This is a genomic window from Bradyrhizobium sp. USDA 10063 (assembly GCF_054063735.1).
The window spans coordinates 950,103-974,350 of record NZ_JBSSGP010000002.1 but is presented as its reverse complement, the minus strand read 5'-3'; the positions used below and the strand labels follow the sequence as shown (position 1 = coordinate 974,350).

20 protein-coding genes and 1 pseudogene are annotated in these 24,248 nt (G+C 64.4%); 8 read left to right on the top strand and 13 right to left on the bottom strand.

Features of this window, described 5'->3' with window-relative positions; all coding sequences use genetic code 11:
- Positions 1-5 precede the first annotated feature (5 nt).
- From ACVJGD_RS06550 to ACVJGD_RS06540, 3 genes are read right to left on the bottom strand one after another with little or no spacing between them, the layout of a single operon-like run.
- Positions 6-1,529: an amino acid ABC transporter permease gene (locus tag ACVJGD_RS06550; RefSeq protein WP_456633588.1), complete on the bottom strand. Its 1,524-nt coding sequence runs from the start codon at positions 1,527-1,529 to the stop codon at positions 6-8.
- Positions 1,529-2,731, bottom strand: a complete 1,203-nt coding sequence (locus ACVJGD_RS06545) for an amino acid ABC transporter permease (RefSeq protein ID WP_456633587.1) — start codon at positions 2,729-2,731, stop codon at positions 1,529-1,531. Before ACVJGD_RS06545 ends, ACVJGD_RS06550 begins: the two co-directional genes overlap by 1 nt.
- A gap of 20 nt (positions 2,732-2,751) precedes the next feature.
- Positions 2,752-3,768 (bottom strand): amino acid ABC transporter substrate-binding protein, encoded by a 1,017-nt coding sequence (locus tag ACVJGD_RS06540; protein ID WP_456633586.1) that lies wholly within the window; start codon positions 3,766-3,768, stop codon positions 2,752-2,754.
- A 313-nt stretch (positions 3,769-4,081) separates the two neighbouring features.
- On the opposite strand from ACVJGD_RS06540, the gene metC reads away from it, so the two are divergent.
- The 5 genes and pseudogenes from metC (at position 4,082) to ACVJGD_RS06515 (ending at position 9,782) form a co-directional block, all read left to right on the top strand.
- Positions 4,082-5,275, top strand: coding sequence for a cystathionine beta-lyase (gene metC / locus ACVJGD_RS06535; RefSeq protein ID WP_456633585.1), 1,194 nt, complete (start codon positions 4,082-4,084; stop codon positions 5,273-5,275).
- A gap of 206 nt (positions 5,276-5,481) precedes the next feature.
- On the top strand, positions 5,482-6,279 hold the full coding sequence (gene cpaB / locus ACVJGD_RS06530; protein WP_456633584.1) for a Flp pilus assembly protein CpaB: 798 nt from the start codon (positions 5,482-5,484) through the stop codon (positions 6,277-6,279).
- A 14-nt stretch (positions 6,280-6,293) separates the two neighbouring features.
- Positions 6,294-7,745 carry a type II and III secretion system protein family protein gene (locus ACVJGD_RS06525; protein WP_456633583.1) on the top strand — a complete coding sequence of 484 codons (1,452 nt, stop codon included), beginning with the start codon at positions 6,294-6,296 and terminating at the stop codon, positions 7,743-7,745.
- 15 nt (positions 7,746-7,760) lie between these two features.
- A pseudogene (locus ACVJGD_RS06520) lies at positions 7,761-8,496 on the top strand (CpaD family pilus assembly protein).
- A complete protein-coding gene (locus ACVJGD_RS06515; RefSeq protein WP_456633582.1) occupies positions 8,493-9,782 on the top strand; it encodes an AAA family ATPase in 1,290 nt (429 codons plus the stop codon). Before ACVJGD_RS06520 ends, ACVJGD_RS06515 begins: the two are co-directional and overlap by 4 nt.
- A gap of 10 nt (positions 9,783-9,792) precedes the next feature.
- On the opposite strand, the gene ACVJGD_RS06510 is transcribed toward ACVJGD_RS06515, so the two are convergent.
- On the bottom strand, positions 9,793-10,617 hold the full coding sequence (locus ACVJGD_RS06510) for a tetratricopeptide repeat protein (RefSeq protein ID WP_456633581.1): 825 nt from the start codon (positions 10,615-10,617) through the stop codon (positions 9,793-9,795).
- Positions 10,618-10,769: 152 nt separating this feature from the next.
- Positions 10,770-11,015: a PilZ domain-containing protein gene (locus ACVJGD_RS06505; protein WP_456633580.1), complete on the bottom strand. Its 246-nt coding sequence runs from the start codon at positions 11,013-11,015 to the stop codon at positions 10,770-10,772.
- A 295-nt stretch (positions 11,016-11,310) separates the two neighbouring features.
- Between ACVJGD_RS06505 and ACVJGD_RS06500 the strand changes: the two genes are divergently transcribed.
- Positions 11,311-13,005, top strand: coding sequence for a Na/Pi cotransporter family protein (locus ACVJGD_RS06500; RefSeq protein WP_456633579.1), 1,695 nt, complete (start codon positions 11,311-11,313; stop codon positions 13,003-13,005).
- 787 nt (positions 13,006-13,792) lie between these two features.
- Here the strand turns inward: ACVJGD_RS06500 and ACVJGD_RS06495 are convergent.
- Positions 13,793-14,539: an SDR family oxidoreductase gene (locus ACVJGD_RS06495; RefSeq protein ID WP_456633578.1), complete on the bottom strand. Its 747-nt coding sequence runs from the start codon at positions 14,537-14,539 to the stop codon at positions 13,793-13,795.
- Between the two features lie 88 nt (positions 14,540-14,627).
- Here ACVJGD_RS06495 and gcvA point away from each other — a divergent pair, with 88 nt between their 5' ends.
- Positions 14,628-15,590, top strand: a complete 963-nt coding sequence (gene gcvA, locus ACVJGD_RS06490) for a transcriptional regulator GcvA (protein WP_456633577.1) — start codon at positions 14,628-14,630, stop codon at positions 15,588-15,590.
- Positions 15,591-15,672: 82 nt separating this feature from the next.
- On the opposite strand, the gene ACVJGD_RS06485 is transcribed toward gcvA, so the two are convergent.
- Together ACVJGD_RS06485 and ACVJGD_RS06480 are read right to left on the bottom strand one after the other, a co-directional pair.
- Positions 15,673-16,128, bottom strand: a complete 456-nt coding sequence (locus ACVJGD_RS06485; protein ID WP_456633576.1) for a carboxymuconolactone decarboxylase family protein — start codon at positions 16,126-16,128, stop codon at positions 15,673-15,675.
- Between the two features lie 42 nt (positions 16,129-16,170).
- Complete coding sequence (locus ACVJGD_RS06480) at positions 16,171-16,587, bottom strand: cupin domain-containing protein (RefSeq protein ID WP_456633575.1); 417 nt, start codon at positions 16,585-16,587, stop codon at positions 16,171-16,173.
- Between the two features lie 90 nt (positions 16,588-16,677).
- On the opposite strand from ACVJGD_RS06480, the gene pdxR reads away from it, so the two are divergent.
- On the top strand, positions 16,678-18,090 hold the full coding sequence (gene pdxR / locus ACVJGD_RS06475) for a MocR-like pyridoxine biosynthesis transcription factor PdxR (RefSeq protein ID WP_456633574.1): 1,413 nt from the start codon (positions 16,678-16,680) through the stop codon (positions 18,088-18,090).
- 42 nt (positions 18,091-18,132) lie between these two features.
- Here the strand turns inward: pdxR and ACVJGD_RS06470 are convergent, their stop codons facing one another.
- The 5 genes from ACVJGD_RS06470 to pbpC form a co-directional block, all read right to left on the bottom strand.
- Positions 18,133-18,447, bottom strand: a complete 315-nt coding sequence (locus tag ACVJGD_RS06470) for a lipid-A-disaccharide synthase N-terminal domain-containing protein (RefSeq protein ID WP_454618943.1) — start codon at positions 18,445-18,447, stop codon at positions 18,133-18,135.
- Entirely contained in the window at positions 18,440-19,246 is an 807-nt protein-coding gene (locus ACVJGD_RS06465) for a glycosyltransferase family 2 protein (RefSeq protein ID WP_456633573.1), read from the bottom strand. Before ACVJGD_RS06465 ends, ACVJGD_RS06470 begins: the two co-directional genes overlap by 8 nt.
- A 181-nt stretch (positions 19,247-19,427) precedes the next feature.
- Positions 19,428-20,273: a phosphatase PAP2 family protein gene (locus ACVJGD_RS06460; protein ID WP_456640192.1), complete on the bottom strand. Its 846-nt coding sequence runs from the start codon at positions 20,271-20,273 to the stop codon at positions 19,428-19,430.
- A gap of 95 nt (positions 20,274-20,368) precedes the next feature.
- Positions 20,369-22,114, bottom strand: coding sequence for an ArnT family glycosyltransferase (locus tag ACVJGD_RS06455; protein WP_456633572.1), 1,746 nt, complete (start codon positions 22,112-22,114; stop codon positions 20,369-20,371).
- Positions 22,115-22,188: 74 nt separating this feature from the next.
- Complete coding sequence (pbpC, locus tag ACVJGD_RS06450) at positions 22,189-24,234, bottom strand: penicillin-binding protein 1C (RefSeq protein ID WP_456640191.1); 2,046 nt, start codon at positions 24,232-24,234, stop codon at positions 22,189-22,191.
- Between the last annotated feature and the right edge of the window lie 14 nt (positions 24,235-24,248).

Here is a 24,248-nt window from a genome sequence, read left to right as displayed (position 1 = left end):
TGCACTCAGTTGCGCCGGTGCGCGTTCAGCCTGTTCTCGACGAACAGAGAATAGCGCGACATACCGAAACAGAAGACGAAATAGATCAGCCCGGTGAAGGCAAAGCCGGTGAAAGCCGTGGTCGGCGTCGCCCAGGTGGGATCGCTGAAGGAAGCGCGCAATTGGCCGAGCAGGTCGAACAGCGCGACGATCGACACCAGCGAGGTATCCTTGAACAGCGCGATGAAGCTGTTGACGAGGCCGGGAATGACGTGGCGCAGCGCCTGCGGCAGGATGATCAGCGCCGTCGTCTTCCACCAGGACAGGCCGAGCGCGCTTGCCGCCTCCCCCTGGCCCCGCGGGATCGCCTGCAACCCGCCCCTGATGACCTCGGCCTGATAGGCGCCGGCGAACAGCGCAATGCCGATCAGCGCGCGCACCAGACCATCGATGGTGAAGCCGGTCGGCACGAACAGCGGCAGCATGTAGGTCGCAAAGAACAGCACCGTGATCAGCGGCACGCCGCGCCAGAACTCGATGAAGGCGATCGAGAAGATACGGATCAAGGGGATGGTCGAGCGTCGGCCCAGCGCCAGGGCAATGCCGACCGGCATCGAAGTGACGATGCCTGTCACCGAAACGACCAGCGTCACCAGCAAGCCGCCCCATAGCCTGGTGTCGACCACGGGGAAGCCGCCGCGATCGAGCTTCATGACGGCTATGACGAGGCCAATCCCGGCAAAGGTTGCGAGACTAACGACCAGCGGCCGCCAGCCGGTGCGAAAGCCGCCGCCGAGGAAGAACAGCAGCAGCGAGACGATCACGGCGGTGATTGCAAAATCGATCCAGACCGGCTGACCGGCAATCTGGATCTGGCCGCGGAGCCATTGCAGGGGCAACAGCGCCCAGGAGACCACCGTGCTGATCAGGACAATCAGCTTTCCGAGCGCCCAGAGCACCGGTCCGATCACGGCGGTGGCCTCGCCCGTGGCGGCGAGCTTGCGCCCGCCATCGCCGATGCTGTCGTTGAAGCCCGACAATAGCGATGTGATCCAGCTCACGGCAAAGCCATCGAGCCCGCCGCCACGCAGCAGGAAGAATGCCACCACCGGAAGAGCCAGGAAGAACAGGCTGGCATTGATGCCCTTGGCCGGAAGCCGGGGAATCAACAGCGGCAACAGCAGCACGGCCGCCAGGAAGAAGGTCAGGTTGACCCGCCAGCGCTCGGGCTCCGGGTAGAATCCATAAATGAACTGGCTGAGCTTGGCCTGGATGAACGGCCAGCAGGCGCCGACCGGATGCCCGGCATTCTCGGCGAGGCACGCGGCGCGGTCGTTGCCGGTCCAGACCGCATCCACAAACAGGAATTTGACCGTGGGGACGAGCACGAACCATAGCAGGAGAACGCTGACGATCGTGATCAGGATGTTGGTCGGCGAGTTGAACAGCCGCGTGCGCAGGAATCCCACCAAGCCCGTGGTCTTCACCGGCGCCGGCCGCTGCGGAACGAGTTCCTCGCGGACGAAATTGGAAACGGCGATATCGCTCATCAGCCCATGCTCCGACTGATCCGCCATCCATAGAAGCTCATGATCGCGCTCGTCACCAGCGAGATCAACAGGTAGACACCCATGGTGATGCCGATGATTTCGATCGCCTGCCCGGTCTGGCTCAGCGTCGTTCCGGCGAACACCGACACGAGGTCGGGATAGCCGATCGCGACCGCCAGCGAGGAGTTCTTGGTGAGGTTGAGATACTGGTTGGTGAGCGGCGGCAGGATCACGCGCATCGCCTGCGGGATCACGATCAGCCGCAGCACCTCGCCGCGGTGCAGCCCGAGCGAGGAGCCCGCCTCCATCTGTCCCTTGTGCACGGACAGGATGCCGGCGCGCACGATCTCGGCGATGAAAGCGGCGGTGTAGGTCGACAGCGCAACCGTCAGCGCCACGAACTCCGGAATCAGGCGCGAGCCGCCGGCGAAATTGAAGCCCCTCAGCACCGGCATCTCGAAGGTCACCGGCGGACCGAAGATCAGCGCCGTCGCCAGCGGAAGGCCGATCAGGAGCCCCAGCAGGTAGGGCCAGATCGTGATCATCCTGCCATGTTGGTAGAGCTGCCGCCGTGCATAGCGCCAAAGCACCAGCGCCGCCACGATCGCAATCAAGACCGCCACGACAAACGGCTCGAATCCGGGATTGCCGATCGGCCTCGGAATCACCAGGCCGCGGTTGTTGAGGAAGAACATCTCGAACACGGAGATGCTCTGCCGCGGACTGGGCAATGCCGCGAGCACCGCGAGATACCAGAACAGGATCTGGAACAGCACCGGCAGGTTACGCACCAGTTCGACATAGCCGCCGGAAATCCGCGACAACAGCCAGTTCGGCGACAGCCGCCCGAGCGCCACCATGAAGCCGATCACGGTGGCGAAGAAGATGCCGATCACCGAGACCAGAAGCGTATTCAGCAGGCCGACCAGGAAGACGCGGGTATAGGTGTCCGAGCCCGTGTATGGGATCAGGGTCTGGCTGACGTCAAAGCCGGCGGTGTTCTGCAGGAAGCCAAAGCCCGCGGTGATCCGCTGCGCCTGCAGGTTGGCGCGGGCATTGGCCACGATCTCATAGGCAATCCAGGCGAGCACGGCGACGAACAGGAGCTGGAGGACGAAGCCTCCCCACCCTGCGCGGCCGCCGAGCGCACGTTGCAGCTTGATCACAAACTGCGACGGTGGTTTCCGGGGCTCGATGGCCATCGCCGCCGCCAGCGGTCGGATTAGCGGATTGGCGGCGCGTACTGGATGCCGCCCTTGTTCCAGAGGTTATTGAGGCCGCGGGCGATGCCGAGCTTCGAGCCGGCGCCGACGTTGCGATCAAACGACTCGCCGTAATTGCCGACCGCCTTCACGACCCGCGCCACCCAGTCCTTGGTCAGGCCAAGCTGTTCGCCGAGATTGCCGTCGGTGCCGAAGGCGCGCTTCAGCTCCGGCTTGTCGGATTTCGCCATCTCGTCGACGTTCTTCTGGGTGACGCCGAGCTCCTCGGCATCGACCATCGCAAACAGCGTCCATTTCACGATATCGAACCATTGGTCGTCGCCATGGCGGACCATCGGGCCGAGCGGCTCTTTCGAGATGACCTCGGGGAGCACGACGTGGTCGGCGGGATTGGCGAGCTTCAGACGCTCGGCATAAAGCTGGGAAACGTCGGAGGTGAAGACGTCGCAGCGGCCGGATTCATAGGCCTTCACCGTCTCGTCGGCAGAGGCGAACGCGATCACCTCATACTTCATGTTGTTGCCCTTGAAATAGTCGGCGAGGTTCTGCTCCGTCGTGGTCCCCGTCTGCACGCAAACCGAGGCACTGTTCAACTCCAGCGCCGAATTGACCTTCAGCGATTTCTTCACCAGGAAGCCCTGCCCGTCATAATAGGTCACGCCGGTGAAGTTGGCGCCGAGCGAGGTGTCGCGCGACAGCGTCCAGGTGGTGTTGCGCGAGAGCACGTCGATCTCGCCGGACTGCAGCGCGGTGAAGCGGTCTTTTGCCGACAACGGCACGAACTTGACCTTGGTGCCGTCGTTGAAGATCGCCGCCGCGATCGCGCGGCACACGTCCACATCAAGTCCTGTCCAGTTCCCCTTGTCGTCCGGGGACGAGAATCCCGGCAGGCCCTGGCTGACCCCGCAGGACAGCATGCCCCGGTCCTTGACCGTCTTGAGGGTTTGCGCCGAAGCGGCCTGCGCCGAGAGGCCGGCGGCCAGGGCAAGGGTGAGAACCAGCGATACGCGTTTCATGGCTAGGCCTTTCAAGGGGTCGTCCGGGAAGGTTTGCTCGCGGTCGCCTCAAACGTTAACGGACCGACCGATGATCCCGAGCGAATCGCCGATCTGGCCTGCATCTTGCGTGCCAATCAGCCAAGCGATGGATCGAAGGTCGCGGCAGGCCCCTCAACGTGCGGCGACTTGAAGTTGCCGCATCACATAGCGACTGGCGATCCGGGTCAAGGGGTTGACGGGCCTCTTCCATGTCTTGTTATTAACCCCGGGCCAGGGCCCGCTTCTTCCGATACGTCGCGGCTGCGGCAAAAAGTCTTTAACGGCGAGGCGCATGAGCTTTTCGAACGACGGACCGGTCCATCCACAACAGCCCGAAACCCGCCTGGTGACCGCGGGCCGGGACGCCGAGGCGCAGAAGGGGTTCGTCAATCCGCCGGTCGTCCACGGTTCCACCGTGCTCTATCCGACCGCGGACGACCTCCATGCCCATCGCGGTGAATATCAATATGGCCGCCACGGCACACCTACAACGCGGGCGCTGCAGGACGTGCTGATGGCGCTGGAGGGGCCGCAATGCGCCGGCGTCGGGCTGGCGCCGTCGGGCCTGGCGGCGATCAGCACGGCGCTGTTGTCGGTGCTCAAGACGGGCGACCATTTCCTGGTCTGCGACAACGTCTATCGCCCCTCGCGCAATTTCTGCAACGGCATGCTGGCGCGCTATGGCGTGGAGACCACCTATTTCGATCCGCTGGTCGGCACCGGCATCGAAGCGCTGTTCAAGCCGAACACCCGTGCGGTGCTGGTCGAAGCGCCCGGCTCGCAATCCTTCGAAATGCCTGACATTCCCGCGATCGCCGCCGTCGCGCATGCGCGCGGCGCGCTTGTGATCGACGACAACACCTGGGCAACCCCGCTCTATCACCGCTCGCTCGAGCAAGGCGTCGACATCAGCATCCAGGCCGCGACCAAATATATTGGCGGCCATTCCGACATCATGTTTGGCACCATCTCGGCGAATGCCAAGGCGTGGCCGCTGCTCGCCGAGGGCATCCGCCTGCTTGGCGTCTGCGCCGGGCCCGATGACGTGTATTTGGCGCTGCGCGGCGTCCGCACGCTGTCAGTCCGGCTAGCGCAGCATTACCGTTCCGGTCTGGAGATCGCGCGCTGGCTGCAGGCACGTCCCGAGGTGGCGCGGGTGCTGCATCCCGCAATCGAGAGCGATCCCGGCCACGCGATCTGGAAGCGGGATTTCACCGGCGCCTCCGGCCTGTTCAGCATCGTGCTGAAACCGGTCCCGCAGAAAGCCGTCGACGCCCTGCTCGACACCGTCAAGCTGTTCGGCATGGGCTATTCCTGGGGCGGCTTCGAAAGCCTGGTCATCCCCTTCGACTGCAGCGACTATCGCACGGCCACCAAATGGGCGCCGGGGGGGTCGACGCTACGGCTCCATATCGGGCTCGAAAGCATCGACGACCTCAAGGCCGATCTCGATCGCGGCTTTGCCGCGCTCAAGGCGGCGATGTAGGCACACAAGCACCGGTATTTTGCGGGCTTCTTCGCGCGTGCAATAACCACGCGTTCACCATGACGAAGAACTCCAAATCCTCGTCAGCCAAATCATCCCGCGCATCAAGTTCCCTTACACCTTTGCTGCCTTAGTCATGCTCCCGGGTTGGGCTGCCATCGTCCTGCGGCGTTGGCAGTCTGGGGTAAGCGTAAGCAGTCAAGCGTATGAACATCGCACGTATCGTCGTCCTGACCATCGCGCTTGGTGCTGGCGGCGTCGCGGCCTATTTGGTCCGCCAGCCCGAGACCAAGCCCGGTCCGGCCGAGCCGGTCGCGCAGCAACTGCCGACCGTCGAAGTTCTGGTCGCGCAGTCCGATATCGGACTAGGTCAATCGGTCAGGCAGGAGAACCTGCAATGGCAAGCCTGGCCGGCTGCGACTGCTAGCAGCAGTTTCATCCGCCGCAACGACAGGCCAGATGCCATCAAGGACGTGGTCGGCTCGATTGCGCGCGCGCCGCTGATCGCCGGCGAGCCGATCCGGGAGCAGAAGCTCGTCAAGGCGGACGGATCGGGCTTCATGGCGGCAATCCTGCCCTCAGGCAGCCGCGCGGTTTCGACGGAAATCTCGGCAGAGACCGCCGCCGGCGGCTTCATCCTGCCGAACGACCGCGTCGATGTCATCCTCACGAAGCGCGAGAAGAACCCGGACCAGAACAGCGCCGATCTCGTCCGTTCGGAGATCATCCTGAGCAATATCCGCGTGCTCGCCATCGACCAGGCTCCGAAGGAAAAGGACGGTGCCAATTCCCTGCTCGGCAAGACCGTCACGCTTGAACTGAAGCCCGAGCAGACCGAGACGCTGGCGCGGTCGCGCCAATCCGGCGTCCTCTCGCTCGCGCTGCGCAGCATCACCGACGTCAACGTCGCCGACAACGCCTCCCAAGACCAGCCCCTGAAGCGGGGCCAGAGCATCAACGTGGTTCGCTACGGCGTCCCGAGCTCGACAACGACACAGAAGTGAGAAGGACGCCTGCCATGAGACGCGGTCGAACCAAATTTGCGGTGCGGTCCGCGCTGATCCGCATCCTCTGGCTTTCGGCCGCGGCCGTACTGACGCTTTCGCCCGTGATCGCGGCCGATTCCGAGACGCAGGGCGCGCCGTCGATTGCCAATTCGCCGGCCAAGACCCGCTTCCTGGCGCTCGGCGTCGGCAAATCCGTGATCGTCGACCTGCCGCGCGACGTGAAGGACGTCCTGGTCGCCGACCCCAAGATCGCCAATGCCGTCGTCCGCTCCGCCCAGCGCGCCTACATCATCGGCGCGGCTGTCGGACAGACCAACGTCGTGTTCTTCGATGCCGACGGCCAGCAGGTCGCCTCCTATGACATCGCGGTGAAGCGCGACCTCAACGGCGTACGCGCCGCCCTGAAGCAGACGCTGCCGGGCATCCAGATCGAGGGCGTCGGCGACGGCGTGATCCTGACCGGCTCGGTGTCGTCCCCGATCGAGGCTCAGCAGGCCGGCGACCTCGCGGCCCGGCTGGTCGGCGGAGCCGACAAGGTCGTCAACTCCATCACGGTGCGCGGCCGCGACCAGGTGATGCTGAAGGTCAATGTTTCGGAAGTGCGGCGCGACATCGTCAAGCAGATGGGCGTCGATCTTTCGGCCAACATGAACTACGGCACGGCGATCGTGAACTTCAACAACACCAATCCGTTCACGGCTTACGGCCGCTCGCTGGTGCCGGACAATGGCGGCACCGTTGCGGCTGTCGCCAAGGGCATTCCCACCGTCACCGCAACTTTACGTGCGATGGAGAGCGCGGGCGTCGCGCGCACGCTGGCCGAGCCCAACCTGACCGCGATTTCAGGGGAGTCGGCGACCTTCATTGCCGGCGGCGAATTCCCGATCCCCGCCGGCTATTCCTGCGATCCGGTCACGCATGTCTGCACGACCCAGATCCAGTTCAAGAAGTTCGGCATCTCCCTCAACTTCACCCCGGTGGTGCTGACCGAAGGCCGCATCAGCCTGCGGGTGATGACGGAAGTCTCCGAGCTCTCCACCGACAACGCCATCACCCTCAATCAGGGCGGCACGTCGCTGACGGTTCCTTCGATCACCACCCGCCGCGCCGAGACCACGCTGGAAATCCCGTCCGGCGGCTCGATGGCGATGGCCGGCCTGATCCAGCAGAAGACCAAGCAGGCGATCAACGGCATGCCCGGCGTCGACCAGTTGCCGATCCTCGGCGCGCTGTTCAGGAGCCAGGACTTCGTCAACAACGAGACCGAGCTGATGGTGCTGGTGACGCCCTATGTCGTGCGCGCGGTGGCGCAGAAGGAGCTGTCGCGGCCCGATGACGGGTTCGCGCCGGCCGCCGATTCCCAATCGACGCTGCTCGCGCGCATCAACCGCATCTATGGCGTGGCGGCCCGCGCCGAGCCGGTCGGAGCCTATCCCGCCAACTTCGGCTTCATCATTGACTGAGCTTTGGGGGCGACGATGACGGGCAGGACACATCACCATCGCACATTATACCGGCTGGGCGCCCTCGTCGGCTTGTCGGTCGCGCTTGCGGCCTGCCCGCAGCGGCGGCGACGAGCTCACGACCGCGACCGTCCCCAACGACTACCGTCTGCGGCATCCGATCGCCGTTACCGAAGCCGATCGCTCGATGGTCATCTTTGTCGGACACGGCCGGCCCGGCCTCACCGCCCCGCAGCGCGCCGATGTGATGGGACTGGCGCGAACCTGGACCCGCGAGGGCACCGGCGCGATCATCGCCGAGGTGCCGGTCGACACGCCGAACGCGCGGGCGGCGGGCGTGACCTATCAGGAAATCCGCTCACTGCTCACGGCCGGCGGCGTGCCATCGCGCGCCATCACGCTGCGCAACTACCATCCCGACGATCCGCGCACGCTGGCGACGATCCGCCTGAGCTACCCGAAGATCACCGCGGTCGCGGGTCCCTGCGGGCTGTGGCCGGAGGATCTCGGTCCCTCGCTCGACAACTACGGCTACAACCAGAACAAGCCGTACTACAACCTGGGCTGCGCGACCCAGCGCAACCTGGCGGCGATGATCGACAATCCCGCCGACCTCGAACAGCCCCGCGCCGAGACACCAGCCTATTCGCCGCGGCGTGACGTGGCGTTCGAGAAGTACCGAAAGGGTGTTTCGACCACCACCAACTACCCCGAAGCCGACAAGGCCAAGCTCAGCGATACAGGCAAATGATCAGCCGCGCCAAACATCCGGATAACGAGACCGAAGCCGCGCCGCATGCCGACGACTACATCGCCCCTGCCCCGCGTGTGTCGGTGCAGGCGTTCTGCGCGACGGTGGCGACCGCGACCACCGTGAAGGCCGCGAGCGAGGACCGCCGCCTCGCCAAGGCGCATCTCTCGGTGCATATGGGCGGCATCACTGCCGCGATCGACGCCTATCACACGGCGCCGACCCCGAACGTCATCTTGCTCGAGACCGAGAGCGGCAGCGACTTCCTGGCCGGCCTCGACGAACTCGCAACCGTCTGCGATCCCGGCACCCGCGTCGTCGTGATCGGCAGGGCCGACGACAAGGCGCCCTATCGCGAACTGGTGCGCCGCGGGGTCAACGATTATGTGATCGGCCCCGTCGAGGTGCTCGACGTGGTGCGCTCGATCTGCAGCCTGTTCTCGGCGTCCGAGGCCATCACCGTCGGCAGGATGATCGCGGTCTGCGGCGCCAAGGGCGGCGTCGGCGCGTCTACGGTCGCACATAATATCGCCTGGGCGATCGCGCGCGACATCGGGCTTGATTCGGTCGTGATCGATCTCGACCTCGCGTTCGGCACGGCCGGCCTCGATTACAACCAGGACCCGGCGCAGGGCATCGCCAACGCGGTATTCCAGCCGGAGCGCCCTGACAGCGCGCTGATGGAGCGACTGCTGGCGAAATGCACCGACCATCTCAGCCTGCTGGCGGCGCCGGCGACGCTCGACCATGTCTACGATTTCGGCGCCGATGCATTCGATGCGATCTTCGACACGCTGCGCATGACGACGCCCTGCATCGTGCTCGACGTGCCCCACCAATGGACCGCCTGGACGCGCCGCGCCCTGATCGGCGCCGACGACATTCTGATCGTCGCCGAGCCCGATCTGGCCAACATGCGCAACACCAAGAACATGATGAACACGTTGAAGGCGGCGCGGCCCAATGATCGTCCTCCGCTCTACTGCCTCAACCAGGTCGGCATGACCAAGCGGCCGGAGATCGAGGTGCGCGCCTTCGCCAAGACCATCGACAGCCAGCCGATCGCCACCATTCCCTTCGATTCGAAGCTGTTCGGCACCGCCGCCAACAACGGCCAGATGATCGCGGAGATCGCCGCCAATCATCGTGTCACCAAGACGTTCCTGCAGATCGCGCAGCGGATGACGGGGCGCGCCGACACCAGGGCGCAGCGCAATTCGCTGTTGTCGCCGATCATCAAGAGATTGCGCGCGGTCGGCGGCCGCTCGAAGGGCGCGTCGGCCTAGACGCCGCGCGTCAATCGGTGTCGGCGGCCGCCGCGACCGGGATCTTTCCGCCGCCCCGCGGCCCCTCCTTCCGGGCCAGCACACGCTTCAATGCAGCGACGTTGGCTGCGGCTTCCTCGGGGGGCAAATCCGCCTTCACGATGTTCTCCGCCTCGCCGGTGCGGCCCTGCAGACCGACCGCGAGCGCCAGGTTGGCCTTGATCCGCTGATCGTTCGGCGCGCGGCTGCGGGCCTTGCGCAGCGTCTCCTCGGCTTGCGGCAATTCCTTCGACAGCACGTAGGACAGCCCGAGATTGGACAGCACCGACGGCTCATCGGGCGCGATCTTGAGCGCGCTCGCATAATATTGCCGCGCCTCGTCGTGACGGTCGAGCTGGTCGAGCGCCGCTCCCTGCGCGGACAGGATCCGCCAATCCGGATCGTCCGGGCTGTGGGCGCGGCCGAGCACATCGAAGGCCTGCTGGAAATTGCCGTTGTCGGCGAGCGCGCGCCCATAGCCGGCGAGCAGCGCCTTGTTGTTCGGCTGGGTCATCGAGGCCTGCTCGAGGATCGCAACCGCCTGCGCGCGCTGCCTGGTGGCGCGCAGCGCCCTGGCGTATTGCAGCGCTGCTTCGGCGTCCTTCGGGCTGGCCTTGAAGCGCTCCTGATAGGTCTCCAGCTCGCGCCGGGGATCGGCAGTTGGCCGGCTGGCCTCGGCCTTGTCGCCGAGCGAGCCCGTGATGTCGGAAGGGCTGGAGGTCTGGCAGCCGCTCAGCGCCAGCACCAGGGCCGCCGATGCTGCCGCGCCGGCGAGGAGCCTTGCGGCGGGAGATCGGTGAAGCAACTTCTGGGACATGTACCCTGACCACGGTCGGCGACTGCCCAGAATGCTTGGCAGCTTAACCCTAAATCCGAGTTAAGGGAGTTCCATCCGCAGCGGATATCGATCGATCCCGCCGCCCGCCGCGCCGCCGGCAAGTCTCATCGGCAGCGGCGCACGCGCTGCGCCTAATCGACGAACTGTGCGCCGAACTCGCAGCCGATCCGCCAGGCGAGACGGCATTGGCGCGGACTGCCGTTCGACAGGATGATCGTGAATTCAGTGGGAATTTCCGGATATTCGGCGATCACCTTGACGCCGCCATCGGAAATGTCCGTGATCATGCAGTCCCGCGGCAGGGTGCCAGTGCCGAACTGGATTTTGGCGAGACTCCTGCACAGACGACGCTCGCTCTTCCGTCGATTGACGAACATGTCGACCCCTGGCCCCTGTTCATTGACTAGCCCGTTTCTCCATCTGCTGTAGCGGGAAATCGTTGGAATCTGGCTAGCGGGACCGCTCGCAGTTGAACTGTCGCCTTCAAACTCCATTTACCGGCTCTGCGGGCCTTTTCCTCGAACTGATGCAATCTCAGGCAAACAGAGGCCAGGCGCGGATGAATTCCTGCCTCCATTCCTTGGGACATTCCTTGGGAATAAAGGGGTTGATCCACCGTCATTTGGCGATAGCCTGACCCTTCGACTCGATTTTGCCGGGAAGCTGACGAGCATGGGAAGCGTGGTTCTTCTCGATCTGATGGGCGGCGTGGCGTTGCTGCTGTGGGGCCTGCACATGGTCCACAGCGGGATTCTGCGCGCGTTCGGGCCAGATCTGCGCATCCTGCTGGCGAACGCGCTGAACAACCGATTCACCGCTTTGGCCGCGGGCCTCGGCCTGACCGCCCTGCTCCAGAGTTCAACCGCCACCGCCCTGATCACAAGTTCGTTTGCGTCCGAGGGACTCGTCAGCCTGGTCCCGGCGCTGGCGATTATGCTGGGTGCCAATGTCGGCACGACGCTGATCGTCCAGGTCCTGTCGTTCAACATCGCCGCGGTCGCTCCTCTCCTCTTCATCGTCGGGCTCGTCGCCTTCCGCAGCGGGCCGCGCTCGCGCATCAAGGATGTCGGCCGCGTCTCGATCGGGCTCGGGTTGATGCTGCTGTCGCTGCACATCCTGCTCGACACGCTGGCGCCGGCGGAGAATGCGCCCGGCGTGCGCGTCGTCATGAAGGCGATCACCGGCGATCCCGTGCTCTGCATCTTCATCGGCGCCGTGGTCACCTGGCTGGTGCATTCCAGTGTCGCCAGCGTGCTGTTGGTGATGTCGCTCGCCTATTCGCAATTCATCTCGCCCTATGCGGCGTTCGCGCTGGTGCTGGGCGCCAATCTCGGCAGCGCGATCAATCCGCTGTTCGAAGGCGCGCGGCGCGACGATCCCGCGAGCTACCGGCTGCCGCTCGGCAATCTGATCAATCGCGTGGTCGGCATCCTCCTGGTCGCGCCGTTCCTTGGTCCGATCGCCGCACATTTGCAGGCCTTCCAGCCCGATCTCGCCAAGGCAACTGCGCTGTTCCACATCGCTTTCAACGTCGCGACCGCGGTCCTCTTCATCGGCGTGCTCGACAGTCTGGCACGGCTGCTCAAACGGCTGCTGCCCCGGCGCGTCCGCGATACCGATCCGGCAAGGCCGCGCCATCTCGACGAGAGCGCGCTGGAGACGCCGTCGCTCGCGCTCGCCGATGCCGCGCGCGAGACGCTGCGCATGGGCGACATCGTCGAGGAGATGCTGCGCAAGGTGATGGCGGCGATGATGACGGATGACCGGGTGCTGGTCGAGCAGGTGTCGCGGATGGACAACAGCGTCGACAGCCTTGACGAGGCGATCAAGCTCTATGTCACGAAGCTCACCCGCGGCAGTCTCGACGAGCGCGAAGGCCAGCGCGCGATGGAGATCATCTCGTTTGCGATCAACCTCGAACATATCGGCGACATCATCGACAAGAATCTGAGCGAGCTCGCCACCAAGAAGATCAAGCGCCGCCTGCAGTTCTCGCCCGAAGGCACCGAGGAACTCTCGGCCTTCCACAAGCGCACGCTGGACTCGCTCCGCATCGCGTTCGGCGTGTTCATGTCGGGCGACGTCAACGAGGCGCGCAAGCTGGTTGCGGAAAAAGCCGCGCTGCGCAACGCCGAGTTCGCCGCCACCGAGCGGCATCTCGAACGCCTGCGCGAGGGCCGCCCCGAAACCATCGAGACGACGTCGCTGCACCTCGACGTGCTGCGCGACCTCCGCCGCATCCATTCGCATATCTGCTCGGTGGCCTATACGGCACTCGTTTCCGCCGGCGAACTCGCCGCCGATCGCAGCGCCGAGCGGGATGTCGATGCGCTGCCGGTAACCATCGCACAGCCGACATCGCGGTAGTTGATCGCTGCGAACGGCCAATCCGCACGGTAGAGGCAATTGACTCCGGTGTCGTCCCGGCGAAAGCAGGGACCCATAACCACAGAGAGGTGTTGTGGCACGCGCAAGCGGTTGCAGCGGAGCACATCACAAACGCCTGTGGTTATGGGTCCCGGGTCGAGCCCGGGACGACGCGGGGTGAGTTCTGATTCAATTTTCAAACAGCGGAGAGGATGTGAGTCCGCATTCTCGCGACGCTTTGCGTCCGAGGTTTGCGTCCGTTTCACCCTCTTCGATATCAGAGGGCGCAGGGAAAGCCGGGTGCCGGTTGCACCCGTGGGCCCCGTGCAACAAAAAGCACGGGGGTAGGACCACAGGTCAACCGAAGCAGCTCCGGCTTTCCCTGCGCGATGGTTTTACAGCTTACTTCGTGCTCTTCCCGGTGACCGGGCTTTCTTGCCACCGTCATCTCTCGCGCAAACTTGTTTGCGCGAAAAACTTAGCGCCAGCGTCGGGGCGCCAGAACCACACGACTTCGCCGTCCGTGATGGGCGTGCTCGTCAGTCACACCCATCACGTCCACCGCATCTCACCGCAACGTTCGTGACGATCGCGAGCCGCCCCTCATCTACCGTGAGACGCGCGGAGTTAAATCACTGATTTGCCCGACGACGGAAGCGGAATATTTTTCGCTGAGAGTCTGGACAGACTTTTGGTGATTTGCCCGTCGGGTCGTTGTGTCGCACCCGCGCGCAGAAATCGTCCTTGCCCTCCTGGCGAAGCAGCCATCACTGAGCCGCATGACATGTCAAAGCTGCGATATGCCGCCGTCGACAACCAGTTCCGATCCGGTCATGAACGAGGATTCCTCGCTCGCCAGGAACAGGGCAGCCTTGGCGATTTCTTCCGCTTCGCCGAAACGATGCAGCGGGATCTGATCCTCAATTGTCGAGGCCGCTTCATTGAGCTGCTTCTCGGAAAGCCCGAGCTTGCCATGAAACGGGGTGCTGATCGGACCCGGGCTTACAGCATTCACGCGAATGCCGCGTGGCGCAAGCTCCGCGCCCAACGACCGCACCAGCGAACGCACTGCTGCCTTCGTGGCCGACAAAATGGAAAGGCCCGGTGAACCAACTTCGTTCAGGAACGACGTCGTCATGACAACACTTCCACCTTTGGCCAGCAGTGGGGCAACCCTCTGAACGGTGAAGAAGACACCCTTGAAGTTCACGTTGAACTGCGTGTCGACCTGATCTTCCGTGACCGCTTCCAGCGGGGCCGCTATGCCCATGCCAGCGTTCGCGAACAGCACGTCGATACGGCCGAACTGCTCGCTGATCTGGCGAACGATATTTTCAATCTCCGCCGGCTTGCTCACGTCGCCACGCAACGCGATGATGCCGTCCCCGAGTCGACTTGCCGCCGACCGCAACCGGGCCGGATCCTGCCCGACGATGATCACGGTAGCACCTTCGTCCCGAAACAGCTTTGCCGCTTCCAGGCCGATGCCAGAGGTTCCGCCGGTAACAAGGGCGATCTTGTTCGATAGTTTCATGGTTCTCTCCTGGTCCAAGGGTTTGTGACCGGAGCGCGCGTTCCGTTGTCAGCAAACATGATCGTTGACCCTCGCTGTCGCAACAGAGATGATCTATGCGAGCGACAGAGAAAAACTTGTTCGGAGATTTATGCGGGCTCCCAACCACCTAAACGCGCTCCGCGCCTTCGAGGCGGCTGCCCGGCATCTTAGCTACGTTGCCGCAGCAGACGAACTCAACGTGACGCCAGCGGCGGTGGGAAGCCTCGTGCGGACCCTCGAAGCGGTTGTCGGAGTCGAACTTTTTCACCGCTCGCAGGCGGGTCCCGCACGACTTGTTCTGACCGAAGCCGCGCAAGCCGCACTACCCGAGCTTCAAACCGGGTTCGATCACCTGACGACAGCCTTTGAACGTTTGAAAGCGTCGCGCGGGATAGTCACGATCAATATCACGGTGCCGCCAGCCTTTGCCGACAAGTGGCTACTGCCGCGCGTCGAGCGTTTTGCCGCCACTCATCCCTTATACGACCTGCGCATCGATACCAGCGGCCGGCTCGTTGATTTCGCAGCAGAGAGAATGGATCTCGGCATTCGTTACGGTCGTGGTCGCTGGCCAGGCCTCAAATCGACCTTCCTGTTGCGTGACGCATTTTTTCCAGTCTGTAGTCCAGCGTTGCTCGAAGGGCCGCAACCGCTACGCGGCGCGGAAGACCTGAAGCATCACACGCTTATCCATGATCGTTCGATGGCGCTTGAAGCTGCATTCCCGACATGGCGGACATGGCTGCAAGCAGCAGGCTTTCCGGACATCAACTGCGACCGTGGGCTGCAGATCAACGATTCCGCGGCAGCCTACCAAGCGGCGATGAATGGCAGCGGCGTTGCTCTTGGTAGGACGACACTGGTAGCCCTGGACTTGGAGGCGGGCCGCCTTGTTTGTCCTTTCGGCGACGCAATGAGCTGCGAGCTTGGCTACTATGTTGTCCATCGGCCCGGCGCCGACGGCGACCCGGGAATCGCGGCGTTCAAGGACTGGATCTGCACTGAAGCGGATCATGCGACGGTCGGCTAGTGGTCCAGACGCGAAGCGCCCACGACTAACATCTTCATGACGACCTCCCTGGCTGCCTGCTCCGACGCTGGCGCCCGGCGTGTTAGTTTTCAAGTACCGCCCGTGGCGTATTCCGGAAGCCGATAGCCAACCGGTTGTAGGCATTCATCAGGCCGATCGCGATCGTGAGATCGACCAGCTCCTTTTCCTCGAAGACTGCGCGCGCGGCCTGGAACGCTTCATCCGGTATGCCGGTCTCTGACACACGGGTCACCGTTTCGGCCCAGGCAAACGCGGCACGCTCACGCTCGCTGAAGAGATGGCCAGCTTCGGCCCAGGCCTGCACCAGCGCGAGCTTCTCGATCTTCACACCCTTTTTGATGAGGTCGCGGGTATGCATGTCGAGGCAGTAGGCACAGTTATTGATCTGCGAAACCCGCAGGTAAACAAGATCAACCAGCACCGCGGGAAGACCGCTCTGCATGATATAGCCATAGACCCCGCCAAGGGCTTTTACGCCGTTCGGAGCGACTTGGTTGTAATCGAGACGCTTGGTCATTGTTGTTCTCCCTGATCTTCCGACTCCATTTGACGTCAGACTCTATTTGACGGGCGTGGTCAGTGCCTTGTCGTCGGTATCGACGACGAAGACCGCGAGCAGCTTTGCCGGCTCGGTCTTGCTCGCATTGCGGCTGACGGGATGGCTGGCGCCGGGCGGTTCGGACCAACTCTCGCCCGCCTTGTAGACCCGCGTTGTGCCATCGTTCACCTTCGACTCGATCGCTCCGGAGATGACGTAAGCATAGATGAACGACGACTTTGCGTGGGTATGCGGAGCGGAGGCCGCACCCGGTGCGTAGTCGACGACAAAGGCGATCAGCGACTTGCCGGGAATGTTGGGTATCACCTGCTCGAAGTTCTTCGTGACCTTGTCGCCGACATCATGCGCAAAGGCGGGCGAAGCAGTTGCAATGGCAATGGCAGCGAATACTGCGCTAATGACAGTTCGTATCTTCATGGCTCTGTCTCCTTTCGCTCAAATAGATGTCCTCCTCTTGGGTCGGAAAAAAGCACCAAGAACGCACAAAAATCGTGTACTACGGACGCCGTGACCAAGCCGCTCAAGTTGAAACTCGACCGCTCTGCGAAGACGCCTCTGGCCGAGCAGATCCGAAACGGCATCGGCGCGGCGATCGAGAGCGGCGTACTCGCACCCGGCGCGCGCCTGCCGTCCTGGCAGGACCTTGCGGCGCAGCTCGGCGTCGCCCGCGGCACCGTACGCGCGGCCTATGAAAAGCTGCTGGCGGCACAGCTCATCGTCGCATCGCGGGCGACCGGCACCCATGTCGCGGAGCGGCCCCGCGCGGTCGCCCGGCCCGAACAGCCACCCGATCCGGGCTCGTTCATGGAAATGTACCAGGAGATGACCCAAGGACCGGCCATCTTTCAGATGGGGGTGCCTGCAGAGGAGACCTTTCCGGCCACACTGCTCGCACGAATTCGCTCGCACGCCGTTCGCGCCGAGGCGCGCGCAGCACCCATTTATCCGGACCCTCGCGGTGAACTTGACCTTAGGCAGGAAATCGCCGGCTATCTTGCCATTGCCCGTGGCATCGAATGTTCGCCCTCCCAGATCATCATAACCGGGGGATTCAGCAGCGGCCTGGGACTGGCGCTTCGCGTGCTTGGCCTCGACGGACAGAAGGCCTGGACAGAGGACCCCGGCTTCCCGTTCACGCGTCGAGGCCTGGAGCTCGCAGGATTATCGCTTGCACCGATACCGGCCGACGCCAGCGGCATCGATGTCGACCATGGCCTGCGCCACGTCCCGGATGCGAAGCTGGTTGTCGTGACTCCAGGGCAGCAGGCGCCGCTCGGGGTTACTCTGTCGCTGGAACGTCGATTGCGTCTGCTCGATTGGGCCGCTCAAGAAAGCGTGTGGGTGATCGAAGACGACTATCTGAGCGAACTGCAGCTCAAGGGGCGAGCCGCGCCGGCGCTCGCCTCACTTGATCGCGCCGGGCGCGTCATCCACATCGGCTCCTTCAGCAAGACCATCAGTCCGACGTTGCGGCTCGGTTTCCTCGTCGCGCCCATTTCGCTGTTGTCCCGCTTCGCGGAAGTCGCGGCGTGCCTTGCGCCATCGCCCGGGCCGTCCGTGCAGCTTGCGACTGCCGAGTTCATGCGCGAAGGCCACTACCTGCGCCATCTTCGGCGCACCAAGCGTGCCTACTCCGCCAAACGTGACGCCTTGCTGGAGTGCCTTCAGCTCCACGTCAAAGCTGCCAGCATCACAACAGCGGGATTGGCTGCGCTTCTGCGATTGCCCGACGGCGCGCCGGACACATCCATCGCCAGGGAATCCCTGGCGTTCGGAATGGCGCCGGCTCCCTTGTCGGCCTGGTACGCACGGCCGGCTTCCGGACGACCCGGACTTCTCCTGGGCATCGCGACGGTACCAAACAAGCATCTTGCGAGAGCCTGCGACCGTCTTTGCGGGATCATCGAGCGCTTCACGTGAGAGCCTCGTGCTTACTCGGCTCCTCCTGGGATCAGGAGACGGTCACTCCGACGTCACTGAGGGACGGTTCAGCATGATGAAATAGAGATTGCGGATATAGACCAGCAAACCCAGCGCCTGGCCGGCGATGAAGACGGGGTCGCGTCGATAGAGCGCGTAGACCAGCAGCAGCGCACCGCCGCCAACCGAGAAGAACCAGAACGCTACCGGGATTACGCTCTTGCGCGCGCGTTCGGATGCGATCCACTGCACGACGAAGCGCATGGTGAAAAAGCCCTGCGCGATGAAGCCGAGCACGACCCAGGCGTCGAATTTCACGACGAAGACGTCATGCAGGTAGTTCAGCAAGTCATTCATTGGGCGTCACCTTGGTCGCTTCGGTCACCTCAGTGACCACGGTCACCTCAGTGACCACGGTCACTTCTGTGACCACGGGCGTCGGCTTCTTGCGGCGGATCAGCCACCAGACGCCAAGAAGATCCATGATCCCGATCCAGAGCCGGTCGAAGAAACCGTAATTCGAGACACCGGAACGGCGGGGACGATCGACCACATCGACATAGGCGATCTCACAGCCTTCGCGACGGACCAGCGCCGGCAGGAAGCGATGCAGCCCATCGAAATAGGGCATCATCAGGAACACCTCGCGCGGGAATGCCTTCAATCCACAGCCGGTGTCGCGCGTGCCGTCGCGCAGGATCGAGCCGCGTACGGCATTGGCGATGCGCGACTGCAGTTTCTTGAAGCCGGTATCCTTGCGCCCTACCCTTTGGCCGGCGGCAAGCCCGACGCGGCCGCCACCGCTTTCGACCGCGGCAATCAGATCCGGCAGGAACGAGGGATCGTTCTGACCATCGCCATCCAGCGTCGCGACGATCGCGCCGCGCGCGGCGCGAACGCCGCTGCGCACCGCCGCCGATTGTCCTGAAGAGACCGCGTGGCGGAGTTGGCGCAGATTGGAGCGCTCCTTCATGACCGCGCCGATCCGTTCCGCCGTCGCATCGGTCGAACCGTCGTCGACATAGATGATCTCGTAGGCCCAGCGTCGGCCGAGCGCGGCGGCGATCTCCGCAATCAGCGGCGCGACGTTCTCGGCCTCGTTGCGTACGGGCACAACGATGGAGACGGCCACCGCGGTCTGGTCGGAAGAAGGCAATTCGGCACTCTTGAGTTTACTACACTCCCTCCCCCGCGCGCGGGGGAGGGTTGGGGTGGGGGGGCCGCCGCGATTCACACTGCTCGAGCGTGGGGAGAGAGCCCCCACCCGGCGCTACGCGCCGACCTCCCCCGCAAGCGGGAGAGGTGAAGTGAAACCAGCGGCCAGACCGCGCCCGCTTTTATGGGGCGGGAGCGCCCCCGGCAACCCTTTTGAGGCGGTCCAGCGAGGGGCCGGCGAGCGGGTAGATCGTGCCGTCGCGCTGGATTGCAAAGCCAAGCCGCCGTGCCGCAAACCAGTACCGCACCGCCATGGCACCGATCACGCCGACCAGCGCGCCGCCGACCACGTCGCTCGGGTGATGCGCCAGCAATACCAGGCGGGTGGCGCAGATCACGAGCGCATAGATCAGCATGACGAACCGCGCCCGCGGCCACAGCGCGGAGATCGCAAAGGCCAGGGCAAAGGCGGTGGTCGCATGCCCGGAAGGAAAGCTCGCATAGGCCTCGCTGCCGGCGAAATGCGAGAAGTTGAAGGCGTTGGGCTCGCCGCCGACAAAGGGCCGGCCGCGCCCGACGATCCATTTCAGGAGGTCGCCGAGCAGGACCGGGAACAGCACCGCGAAGAACAGGAACTGCAACCGCGTTCCCAGGCCCGGCAGCAGCGATCGTCTGACGCCATGCAACACCGGCGCAATGATCGCGATCAGGATCAACAGTCCGGCCAAGGTCCACAGCACATAAGCATCCTTGCCGAAATCGGTGAGGATGCGGACCCACCAGAGACTTGCAGTGCCCCGCGGCGGCATCAGCTTGATCTCGGGCACATCGAACACAAGCATCAGCGCGATGATGGCAGCGCCGATGATCGCGATCAGGGCGAGCCCGTGCCGCGCCGCGCGCCGGCCAGCTTCCGCACGCCGCGAATGCGACGGCGCACGCACGAGCTGGGCAAGCGAGCGCCCCGTCAGCGTGGCCAAACGCGCCGGATAGGTTGCGGATTCCTGGCGGATCACCGGCGCAGACATCATGATCCGATCAAGTTGAATTGGATCATGATGTTATCTCTTTGTTTGAGCATGATCTCTTCGGAAAACCGGTTCCCACTTTTCCGGATCATGCTCTACTGCGCGTCCTCGGAACGGTAGATGGCGATCGAGATCGCCCTCCCCTGCGAGATGTTGTAGCCATCGATGCGCATCGCCGCGTTGTAGCGCAAGCCGATCGCCTCCGCCCGCTGCACGAAATTGCGCTCGGAACGCGCCTCCACCAGCGCAAATCGGCACGCGCCCTGCGCCAGGAAGTCCGCGGCGCCCGAGCCGTCCGTCAGCACGATCGAGGTGTCGGTCAGGAAGACCAGGCTCGGTTCGTGGTAGCCGGCCGAGGCCAGCTTTGGACCCGGGCAATTGGCGTAGCGCAGGAGGTACCCGACCTCGGCGCTCGGAAACAGCGGCTTCAATGACGGCAGCACCACGCCATAGATGGCGATGGCAAGCAGCATCGCCGCGATCACCGCATTCAGGAACGAGCGCTCGGCGCGGCTGTCCTCGAACATCCACCACGCAACCAGGCCGAAGATCATCGCGCCCGCCAGGATCGGCCAGGCCGGAAATGCCGGCTGATGCGTCAGCTTGATCGCGCCGGCTACGGCGATCACGGCAGTGATCGCGGGGATCGCGAACCACCAGGCCGAGCCGCGGATCAGCCAGGCGGACCGCGACAGCACACGCCGTTCGAGCGCACCGACGGTCAGGATCGCGATCGCGGGATAGAGCGGCAGCACATAATGCGGCAGCTTGGTCAGCACCGCCTCGAACACGATCCAGGACGGGATCAGCCAGGCCAGCAGAAATTGCGCGCCGGGCTCGCGCCGCGCCCGCCACACCGCCGGTGCCGCCATGCCCGCCAGCGGCGCGCCTGGCCAGAACGTGATCCAGAACAGGACGAGATAGAGTCCGGGCGGCGCGCCGTGGGATTCCTGCGCGCCGAGCTTGCTCAACATGTCGCCGCCGACGGAGTCGGCGAAGAAGGTTTCGCCCGCGCGCAGGAAGATCAGGACGAACCACGGCAGCACCAGCACCAGGCACCACATCAGGCCCCAGACCGGACGCATGCGCCCAAACCACTCCAGCGTGCGATCGAGGATCGCCAGGACCGCGATGGCGAGCCCCACGAACATCAGGATCAGCGGCCCCTTGAGCAGGATGCCGCCGGCCAGCGCGGTCCAGAAGATCACGGGCGCCGACCACGGCGGATGTGCTGGATCCTCGCCGCGCTGCCACGACAGATACACCCGCGCCAACGCGCCCATCGCGGCAGTAACCGTGAGCAGCAGCATCGCGTCGGTTTTTGCAAGCCGCGCCTCGACGCCGAGCAGGACACAACTCGCCATCATCAGCGCCGCCAGCGCCGCCCCGCGCCGGGTGACGAAGGCAAGCGCGGTCCAGTAGGTCAAAAGCACGGCGCCGATCGCGCCGATCAGGGACGGCACCCGATAGAGCCAGATCCGCGCCTGCGCCCGCGGCATGCCGAGGGCGGATGCAGTTTCGACGACCGCCGCCTGCAGCCAGTAGATGCCGACCGGCTTCTTGTAGCGGACGTCGTCCTGGAAGCGGATGTCGACAAAATCGCCGCTCTCGACCATCTGCCTGGTCGCCTGCGCAAAGCGTGCCTCGTCGCGGTCGATCGGCGGGGTCGCGAAGAAGCCGGGCAGGAACAGGACCAGGCAGCACAGCACCAGGAACAGAACCGAGCGCCAGTGATCGGCGGTCGCAAACTCGAACGCCAGCGCCAGCCTGCGGCCGGAATGCGCAGGTTTTACAGGCTGTTGCCCTGATCCGAAGCGCCTGACATGGACGGTTTCAACCATGCGCTTCGCATACGATGAAACGATAGGCCAAACAACCGCACCGGTTCCGTTTTGTCCCTAGTGTGGGCTCCAGGTCACTGCACCCGGATCACCACCGTATCGGCGGCTCCGGTGGCATCGATCACGGTCAATCGCGCAAAGCCCGGGCCCGGCGGATCGATCAGGCGCTGGCGGCGGCTATCGAGATCGCCAACCGCGACCCCGTTGACCAGCATGGTTAACGGCAGCACACCGCCCGCGACCTTGACCGGCATCGGCGTGACCTCGCCGCCGGTCGCGCGATCGACATCGATGCGCGAGCCGTTGATCGGGAACTGGATGTGCGGCGCCTGATCGCTGCTTGTGCGCACGAGTTCCCCCATGGGACGGAAACGGCGGAGCGGCAGCGGCAGCTTGGTATTGCCTGCGACCAGCGTTCCCTTCGGCGCCTTCGGCAGTGCTGCCGGAATTCTGCCCGTCCGCGCGAAGGCGTCGAACAGGATCGGTGCCGCCGCGCTGCGGCCGATCAGGCCGGGCACCGGCGCGCCGTCGGGACGGCCGACCCAGACGCCGATGGTGATGCGGCCGTCGAAGCCGACCGACCAGGCATCGCGATAGCCGTAGCTGGTGCCGGTCTTGAAGGCGATCCGGTTGTGCACGCCGTTCTCCGGCGGTGGCGTCCCGATCAGGACATTGCCGACCTGCCAGGCGGCAACCTGGTCCATCAGCCGCATCGGCTCGCGCTCGTCCTGGTCGAGCATGATCTCGCGGAGCGGCTTGGTGGTGCCAAGCCGGGGGAAGCCGGCATAGAGTTGCGCCAGATCCTGCAAGGTGATGCCGACGCCCCCTAACCCCATCGCAAGGCCGGGCGCCTCGTCCTTCGGCAGCACCAGGCTGGTGCCCGCCTGCTTCAGGCGCGACGACAATCGGCTCGCGCCGACGCGGTCGAGCAGCGCGATCGCGGGCACGTTGAGCGACAATTGCAGCGCCTTCCGCACCGGCACGGTGCCCTGGAAGGTCATGTCGAAATTCTCCGGCGCGTAGGAGCCGAAGCGGATCGGACGGTCATCGATCAGACTTTCGGGGTGCACAAAGCCATCCTCGAAGGCGAGACCGTAGATGAACGGCTTCAGCGTCGAGCCGGGCGAGCGCACCGCGCGCGTCATGTCGACCTGCCCTGCCCGGCGCTCGTCGAAATAATCGGATGAGCCGACGCGGGCGAGGATGTCGCCGCTCTCATTGTCGACTGCGATGATCGCGACCGAGATGTTCGACCCTTGCGCGATGGCGCGGTCGCGGGCCAGAGATTCCAGACTCTTCTGCAGCGTGGAATCCAGCGTCAATCTGATGACGGGAGCATCCTTCATCGTCGACAGTGCCTGGTCGGCCGCATGCGGCGCCAGGATCGGCATCGGCTTGCGGAATTTCGGCACCGCTTCCGACTTGGCTTGCGCCACGTCTTCCGCCGAGAGCACGCCCTCCTCCACCATGCGATCGAGCACGCGGTCACGGCCCTCGCGGGCGGCTTCCGGATGGCGATCGAGCCGGCGGTGCTCCGGCGATTGCGGCAGCGCGACCAGTAATGCCGCCTCCGCCAAAGTGAGCCGCTTCGGCTCCTTGCCGAAATAGGCGATCGAGGCCGCGCGCAGTCCTTCGAGATTGCCGCCGAACGGCGCCAGCGCGAGATAGAGATCGAGGATCTCGTCCTTGTCGAGCTCTCGTTCAATCTCTATTGCGCGTACGATCTGGCGCAGTTTTGCGTGGAGCGAGCGCTGGCGCCGCGGCTCCATCAGCCGCGCGAGCTGCATCGTGATGGTCGAGCCGCCGGAGACGATGTGGCCGGAGGTGACGAGCTGCAACGCCGCGCGCGACAGCGCCAGCGGATCGACGCCGCGGTGGGAATAGAAGCGCTGGTCTTCATAGGCGAGCAGCAGCTTCAGATAGGTCGGATCAACTGATGTCTTCGCGTCAACCGGCAGCCGCCAGCGGCCGTCGGCCATCGCGTAGGCACGCAGCAGTTTGCCGTTGCGGTCGACGATGGTGGTGGAGACTTTTCGCGCTTCTGCAAGGGGCAATGGACCGAGGGAGATGGCCCAGGCGGTGAAGGCGGCTATCACGACCACACCGGCGACGGTCGCCATCACGACCGTCTTCC

Coding starts and splice junctions, on each gene's coding strand:
- ACVJGD_RS06550 (WP_456633588.1), bottom strand. CDS start 1,529: ATGAGCGATATCGCCGTTTCCAATTTCGTCCGCGAGGAACTCGTTCCG.
- ACVJGD_RS06545 (WP_456633587.1), bottom strand. CDS start 2,731: ATGGCCATCGAGCCCCGGAAACCACCGTCGCAGTTTGTGATCAAGCTG.
- ACVJGD_RS06540 (WP_456633586.1), bottom strand. CDS start 3,768: ATGAAACGCGTATCGCTGGTTCTCACCCTTGCCCTGGCCGCCGGCCTC.
- metC (WP_456633585.1), top strand. CDS start 4,082: ATGAGCTTTTCGAACGACGGACCGGTCCATCCACAACAGCCCGAAACC.
- cpaB (WP_456633584.1), top strand. CDS start 5,482: ATGAACATCGCACGTATCGTCGTCCTGACCATCGCGCTTGGTGCTGGC.
- ACVJGD_RS06525 (WP_456633583.1), top strand. CDS start 6,294: ATGAGACGCGGTCGAACCAAATTTGCGGTGCGGTCCGCGCTGATCCGC.
- ACVJGD_RS06515 (WP_456633582.1), top strand. CDS start 8,493: ATGATCAGCCGCGCCAAACATCCGGATAACGAGACCGAAGCCGCGCCG.
- ACVJGD_RS06510 (WP_456633581.1), bottom strand. CDS start 10,617: ATGTCCCAGAAGTTGCTTCACCGATCTCCCGCCGCAAGGCTCCTCGCC.
- ACVJGD_RS06505 (WP_456633580.1), bottom strand. CDS start 11,015: ATGTTCGTCAATCGACGGAAGAGCGAGCGTCGTCTGTGCAGGAGTCTC.
- ACVJGD_RS06500 (WP_456633579.1), top strand. CDS start 11,311: ATGGGAAGCGTGGTTCTTCTCGATCTGATGGGCGGCGTGGCGTTGCTG.
- ACVJGD_RS06495 (WP_456633578.1), bottom strand. CDS start 14,539: ATGAAACTATCGAACAAGATCGCCCTTGTTACCGGCGGAACCTCTGGC.
- gcvA (WP_456633577.1), top strand. CDS start 14,628: ATGATCTATGCGAGCGACAGAGAAAAACTTGTTCGGAGATTTATGCGG.
- ACVJGD_RS06485 (WP_456633576.1), bottom strand. CDS start 16,128: ATGACCAAGCGTCTCGATTACAACCAAGTCGCTCCGAACGGCGTAAAA.
- ACVJGD_RS06480 (WP_456633575.1), bottom strand. CDS start 16,587: ATGAAGATACGAACTGTCATTAGCGCAGTATTCGCTGCCATTGCCATT.
- ACVJGD_RS06470 (WP_454618943.1), bottom strand. CDS start 18,447: ATGAATGACTTGCTGAACTACCTGCATGACGTCTTCGTCGTGAAATTC.
- ACVJGD_RS06460 (WP_456640192.1), bottom strand. CDS start 20,273: ATGTCTGCGCCGGTGATCCGCCAGGAATCCGCAACCTATCCGGCGCGT.
- ACVJGD_RS06455 (WP_456633572.1), bottom strand. CDS start 22,114: ATGGTTGAAACCGTCCATGTCAGGCGCTTCGGATCAGGGCAACAGCCT.
- pbpC (WP_456640191.1), bottom strand. CDS start 24,234: ATGGCGACCGTCGCCGGTGTGGTCGTGATAGCCGCCTTCACCGCCTGG.